The sequence below is a fragment of the Corallococcus sp. AB038B genome (assembly GCF_003668955.1).
Classification (GTDB): Bacteria; Myxococcota; Myxococcia; order Myxococcales; family Myxococcaceae; genus Corallococcus; species Corallococcus exiguus.
The window spans coordinates 213,509-219,278 of the sequence record NZ_RAWO01000002.1 but is presented as its reverse complement, the minus strand read 5'-3'; the positions used below and the strand labels follow the sequence as shown (position 1 = coordinate 219,278).

General features: G+C 67.5%; 5 protein-coding genes. All 5 read right to left on the bottom strand.

The annotated features are described in order from the left end of the window. Positions 1–14: 14 nt before the first annotated feature. The 5 genes from D7Y04_RS12200 to D7Y04_RS12180 all read right to left on the bottom strand — a co-directional run bounded on the left by D7Y04_RS12200 (position 15) and on the right by D7Y04_RS12180 (position 5,719). A complete protein-coding gene (locus D7Y04_RS12200; RefSeq protein WP_120600200.1) occupies positions 15–1,466 on the bottom strand; it encodes an FAD-binding oxidoreductase in 1,452 nt (483 codons plus the stop codon). A 56-nt stretch (positions 1,467–1,522) separates the two neighbouring features. Beyond that, positions 1,523–1,903, bottom strand: a complete 381-nt coding sequence (locus D7Y04_RS12195; protein WP_120600201.1) for a VOC family protein — start codon at positions 1,901–1,903, stop codon at positions 1,523–1,525. 28 nt (positions 1,904–1,931) lie between these two features. After that, the gene (locus D7Y04_RS12190) at positions 1,932–2,966 is read right to left on the bottom strand and encodes a serine/threonine-protein kinase (RefSeq protein WP_121759445.1); all 1,035 of its coding nucleotides are present in this window, start codon (positions 2,964–2,966) and stop codon (positions 1,932–1,934) included. A 13-nt stretch (positions 2,967–2,979) separates the two neighbouring features. Then, positions 2,980–4,128, bottom strand: coding sequence for a hypothetical protein (locus tag D7Y04_RS12185; RefSeq protein ID WP_120599780.1), 1,149 nt, complete (start codon positions 4,126–4,128; stop codon positions 2,980–2,982). 148 nt (positions 4,129–4,276) lie between these two features. After that, positions 4,277–5,719 carry a hypothetical protein gene (locus tag D7Y04_RS12180; RefSeq protein WP_121759444.1) on the bottom strand — a complete coding sequence of 481 codons (1,443 nt, stop codon included), beginning with the start codon at positions 5,717–5,719 and terminating at the stop codon, positions 4,277–4,279. Between the last annotated feature and the right edge of the window lie 51 nt (positions 5,720–5,770).

Genomic DNA, 5,770 nt, shown 5'->3' with positions numbered 1-5,770 from the left:
CTCCGGGGGCGCCGCTACCAGGCGGCGTCCACGCTCCGGTAGTAATCGCGGAAGTACGGCACCATGCGCTCGCGGTCGTTGTCCACGACGTAGACGAACTCCGGCGGCAGCACGTAGTCGGTGCCAATCTCCTCGTAGACGGTGGTGATGGTGCGCTTGAACATGCGGGCGAACGTCTCGTGCCAGCCGACCTTGGGGATGCGGATGCCATGCTCCCAACCGGCCGCGGCGTAGTGCCGCGCCGTCTCCTCCATGGCCTCCTCGCGCGTGAAGCGGTTGATGGGCTTGCGCTCGGGAGGGAAGACATTCTCCATCAGGCCGCCCTGTCCCAGGATGAGGCCGGCCATGTGCTGCGACACGAGCGGAGAGAGGAACAGCCCGTCGCGGTAGGTACCGGAGGCGATCCACAGGCCCTCCACCGACGTCCCGCCGATGAGCGGCAGCGTGTCGATGGCGATGGGGCGGTTGCCCACCGCCGTGGAGATGAGCTTCGCGTTCTGATAGCCCTGGTGGATCTGCTCCATCATGCAGTCCATCAGGAAGAACACGTCCGACACGGTGGGCCGGTCCGCCGGCGCGAGCATCGTGTTGTTGGTGGCACCCACGTAGACGCGGTTGGCGCCCCGGGGCACGACGTGCAGGCCGCAGGCGAAGGCGCGGTTGGGCGTGCGGATGACGCTGGGGTTGAGGGGGAAGTCCGTGGTCTCCAACACCAGCGACGTGCCCATGCCGGGCAGCAGTCGAGGCACGCGCCGGGCCAGGTCCGGCAGCGAATCCAACACCTTCTGGCTCTGCACGCCCGAGGCGAGCAGCACGTGCTTCGCGTTCAGCGTCTGGCCATCCGCCAACTGCACGCCCACGGCGCGGCCACCCTCCACGAGCAACCCGCTGACGGTGTCCTCCAGGAAGGAGACGCGCGACGAGCGCACCGCGGCGCCGGCCAGGCCCGCCAGCAGGCGGCTGGAGTCCAGGGAGCCCTCATCCGGAATGAAGAGCGCGGCGGTGGGGCGGCTGTCCCCGGCCGGGTGCATGCCAGTGATGTGGAGGGGGTCCACGTCCTCGAAGCGCTCCTGGTACTGCTGGAGCGTGCGGCGCATCACGGTGAAGTTCTCATCCTCGATGAGCCCGGAGCGGTTGTTGGCCACGACGAAGGTGCCGGGCGTAATGGCCAGCCGGTCCGCCTCCGGGAGCCGCGCGTTGAGACCTTCGAGCCACGTGGGCCACAGCTTGCGGGCCTGGAGGCCCAGCCCCAGCTTGATGGGGCCGTATTTCCCAGCCACGGACGCCCGGGTGATTTCACCGAAACATCCCATCATCGCGCCGGCCGCCGGCGAGGCACCGTAGGTCCGTGCCTGGGGGCCGATGACGGCGACCCGGATCTCCGGGTCCCGGGCAACCAGGGCATTGGCGGTGGACAGGCCCAGGACCCCGTTGCCAATGATGAGAACATCGAAGCTGCCAGCCATGACGGAGTGCTCCTGCTCGAGGTGTGCGTCAGCCTGGGCCGCGCCCCGAGAAAGTATCACCAACCGCCGTAGGGCACGGTGATGGCCTCCATGTAATGGCCGCTGGGGTCCTGGAAGTAGACCCCGCGGCCTCCGTCATGGGTGTTGATTTGATTCTCATGCTGGCCGCGCGGGTCGGCCCAATGCTGGATCTTCCGGTCGCGGATCTTCGCTATCAACGAATCGAAGACTTCCTCCGTCACCAGGAACGCGTAGTGCTGCCCGTGGATCGCGTCCTGAGTGGTGACGTAGTCGAGCGACGCGCCGTCCGTCAGTTTCACCACCTGGAAGTGACCGAAGGGCTTGGGCTCCGGAAGCCCGAGCAACTCCGCCAGGAATTGCGCGGACGCGACCTTGTCCTTCGCGGCGATGATCGTGTGATTGAATTTGACAGACATGGAGGCCCCCCCCTGCGGATGAGCCCTCCTATAACGCGCGCCCGTGCTGGAGTGCCAGCGGCCACAGCTTCGCCAGTTCAGCGCGCAGCACCGTTGCACTCGCGTAACGCTCCTCGGGTCGCTTCCGCATCAGCGTGAGGACGACCTGCTCGAAAGCTTCCGGCAGCTCTGGACGCCGCTTCCTCGGAGGCACAGGCGTCTCCTGCACGTGCATCAGCATCAGCGGAACAGGCTGCGCGTGACGGAACGGCAGCTGCCCGGTGAGCAGCTCGTACGCCACCACACCCAGGGCATACAGGTCCGTGGCCGGCGACACGGGCACACCTGTCACCTGCTCCGGCGCCATGTACTCCGGCGTCCCCAGCGTCGCCCCCTGCGCCGTGTTGCCCATCACATGCGCGCTCTTGGCGAGCCCGAAATCCATCAGCTTCAGCACGCCCGTGCGCGTGATGAACAGGTTCCCGGGCTTCACGTCCCGGTGCAGCACCCCTTGCGCGTGCGCGTGCTCCAGCGCCACCGTGGCGTGCGTCAGCCACCGCAAGGCATTGGCCAACGTAGGCCGCCCCTCCATCATCACCTGACGCAGGTCCCTGCCCTCCAGCAGCTCCACCGTCAGGTAGTGCCGGTCCCCATCCGAGCCCACGTCAAACACATGCAGGATGTTCACGTGCTCCAGCGCCCGGGCGTGGTCCACCTCCTGGCGGAAGCGCGTCACCATCGCCTCGTCGGCATACGGCACCGCCAACACCTTGAGCGCCACGCGCTGGTGCTTCTTCGAATCCAGCGCCTGATACACCGCCGACGTCCCACCCACCCCCAGCCACTTCTCCACCCGGTAGCGTCCCGCCACCACCTGCCCGGGGACAAGGCCCTGGCTCGTGGGCACCAGGGGCTGCGGCGTCACCGCGCCCTGGATCAACGTGCCGCCCGGAGACACGGGCGTCCGCACCTGCGGCAGCGTCGGCTCCGAGCCGTCCTCTGCCACGGCGTTGCCCGGCCGCGCGTTCAGCGCATCCGGGCCCAGGTAGGTCAACCCTCCGCTGTCACGGTCCTTGGAATGCACCCGCCCTCCCCTCTCACGACTCCAGCAGCGAGACGGGGGCCGGCGCGCCTGCGCCTTCGATGTCCAGGTGGGGCGTGGGCAGGTTGTATTCAGCGGCGGCGATGGTGGCCTCCACCATGATGGGGCCCGAAATCTCCGTGGGTTCGCCCTGGCAGAGCACTTCCACCACGTGCTCCAGCGTCCACTTGCCCATGCGGCTCACCTCCAGCCGCTTGCCATTGAACTTCGCCGTGTCCGACAGCTGATCGCTCGCGGTGAGCTTCGCCTCCACCGAATCACCCAGGTAGCCGCGCGCCAGGTTCAGCACCCGGTCAATCACCGCGCTCCAGGCCTGCAGGTGCGTGCGGTCCTGCGCCTCGTCGATGATGTCCAGGCCCACCTGGAGCCGCTCCATGCGCTCCAGGAACTGCTGCACCAGCTTGCCCCGGATGACGCGGCCGTGCTGCGGGGCGATCATCTCCACCGCGGGCGTGAGCTTCCGGATGGCCGCCACCGCGCGCACCAGCGCCGAGTTCACCGGCATGTAGATTTGATGGAACGCCCGGATGCCCGTCCAGTCGGACTCCTCCGCCCACAGGCCCTGCGCCTTGCTGTCCGTGAGGCCGCCGAAGAGGTCGCCCGTGAAGAGCACCCGCGTCTGCGGGTCGTAGAGCATCACCGCGCCCCGGAAGTGGCAGAACGGCGACGGCACCGGCAACAGCTTGTGCCCCGTGGGCACGCTCAGCCCCTGCGAGAACTTCTCCGTCGGGATGAAGCGATTGCGCGGCAGGTTGAAGTGGACGATGAGCCGCCAGGTGTCCTCGGAGCACAGGATGCTCGCGCGCGGCGAGTAGCGCGCCGAGATGATGTTCGCGGACGAGCCCACGTCCGGATCCTGGTGGTTGATGAAGAGCGCCGACAGCCGGTCCATCCCGCCAATCAGCGACACCACCTTCGTGTGGATGGTGGAGAAGTCGCTGCTCGACCCGGGGTCGATGAGGAGGTTGAACTCGGCGGGTTTCTTCGTCCGCGTGTCCGTGCCCCGAAAGCGGCGCAGGTACGGGTTGGCGAAGAAGATGCCGCCGGGCTCGCGCTTCCCGACCCAGAAGGTCTCGGGGGCGATTTCCACGGCGGTGCGGTTGAGGTCTATCTGTTGAGGGCTGGGGGCGCTGGGCTGGCTCATGGCGTGTTTCCTTCACGCAAACGAGGGGGTGGGACTGCCCCTCAAGCCTACCAGTCCCACTCCGGTCCCGAGATTCTTCCAGTGCTCCTGCACGGGGGGACATGAGCGCCGCTTCTCGCTCTGCCGCCCCCCGGCAATCAGGACCAATTCAGTACTCGCCAGGCTCCTTGCCTGGCCGGTCGGCGAAGAGCTGCACCCAGCGCCCGTCGAAGCCGCCGTTCTGCGGCAGGTACCACCCGCCCTGGAGGAAGAAACCCTGCTCCCGCCCGTCCGTGTCGTCCGTCACGCCCGAGTGCGCAAAGAAGTCGTGCTGCCACCAGTAGGAATTGGCCGACGCCGGGTAACCGCTCGCGCTCATGCGCGTCTGGCCCCGCGAGTCCACCGCCGTGCCCGCCCAGACCTTGTCGCCGAACGAGCCACCGCCGCCGCCCGTGTCAGACGCCTTGTCGTTCAGCTCGAACGTGCCGAAGAACCACGCCTTTGACGGGTAGCCCTCGCGGTCGTCCTGGTTCTCCACGTCGCGCGTCTTGGAGAAGAAGCGCTGCATGCCCGCGCTCACCTCCGCCTGGCCCGCCTCGTTCACCACCGGGCTCTCCAGGTAGAAGAACCGCGGCGAGTCCGGCAGCCAGTGCGTCGCATAGCCTCCCAGCTCCCAGTGCGTCGGCAGGATGTCCGCGATGTCCTGCAACTCGTACGTGACGCGCTTCACCGCGGGCCAGTTGGCGGAGTCCCCGTTGTCGTAGCGGCTGGCCAGCGCGTCCGCAGTGGCGTACCGGATGGGCTGCGCGTTGAACGCCGTCACCGCCGCCCCGTCGTCCTCCGGCACGAAGACGTAGTGCAGCTTCTTGCGCCCGTCGTCGTTGTTCACGTCCGCCTCCGCCTTCCCGCCGGACGCCATCCGGCCCGCGAAGAACGAGTACGAGTCCGTCACGAAGCGCAGCTCCTGCCCATGCGGTGCCAGCAGCTTGTCGGACCACTCCGCCTGCCAGATGAGCAGGTGGCTGCCCGTGCCCGTCTGCATGAACTGGAGGTCGCCGCTGCCCGCCCGGCGCACCACGTTGCGCTTGTGCTGCGTCACCACCGCGAACGCCACGGTCTCGCCGCTGCCCGGGTTGCCCACCACGTTGCGAACCTGGAGTTCGACGCGCTCCCAGTCATGCAGCTGCCAGTTGCCCGCCGCGTTCTTATCCAGCGCGTGATACAGGTGATACACGAGGACGAGGTTCTTCCCCCCGTCCATGTACTCAATCAGCGACGTGTAGAGCGTGGGCCGGATGCGCCACTTGTCGAAGGCGCTGGGCCCCGTGCGGGACGCGTCCACGTACTGGTTGATCTGCTTCCAGTGCAGCTTGTTGTTGGAGAAGTCCCCGTCCTGGTCGAAGTCGAAGTTCGTCAGCCAGTCGTAGCCGTGCTCGTTGCCGTTGCCATTCGCGCGCTTGAAGATGACCGGCGCGTAGTAGCGCAGGAACGCCTGCCGCTGCGCGTTCGTCAGCGACCAGGCCTGCGCCTCGGCTTCAGCCGGAAGACACAAAGCCACCAGGGTGAAGACAGCGACGGCGAGGGGAGCGATTCGCGTTGGGAGGGGGAGCATGGCGGCCGACGAAATCACGGCCCGCCCCTCCCCCTCCACAAAGAAAGCGCG

What these genes read in the sequence shown, in the direction of transcription:
- D7Y04_RS12200 (WP_120600200.1), bottom strand. Translation starts at nt 1,466, where the DNA reads ATGGCTGGCAGCTTCGATGTTCTCATCATTGGCAACGGGGTCCTGGGC.
- D7Y04_RS12195 (WP_120600201.1), bottom strand. Translation starts at nt 1,903, where the DNA reads ATGTCTGTCAAATTCAATCACACGATCATCGCCGCGAAGGACAAGGTC.
- D7Y04_RS12185 (WP_120599780.1), bottom strand. Translation starts at nt 4,128, where the DNA reads ATGAGCCAGCCCAGCGCCCCCAGCCCTCAACAGATAGACCTCAACCGC.
- D7Y04_RS12180 (WP_121759444.1), bottom strand. Translation starts at nt 5,719, where the DNA reads ATGCTCCCCCTCCCAACGCGAATCGCTCCCCTCGCCGTCGCTGTCTTC.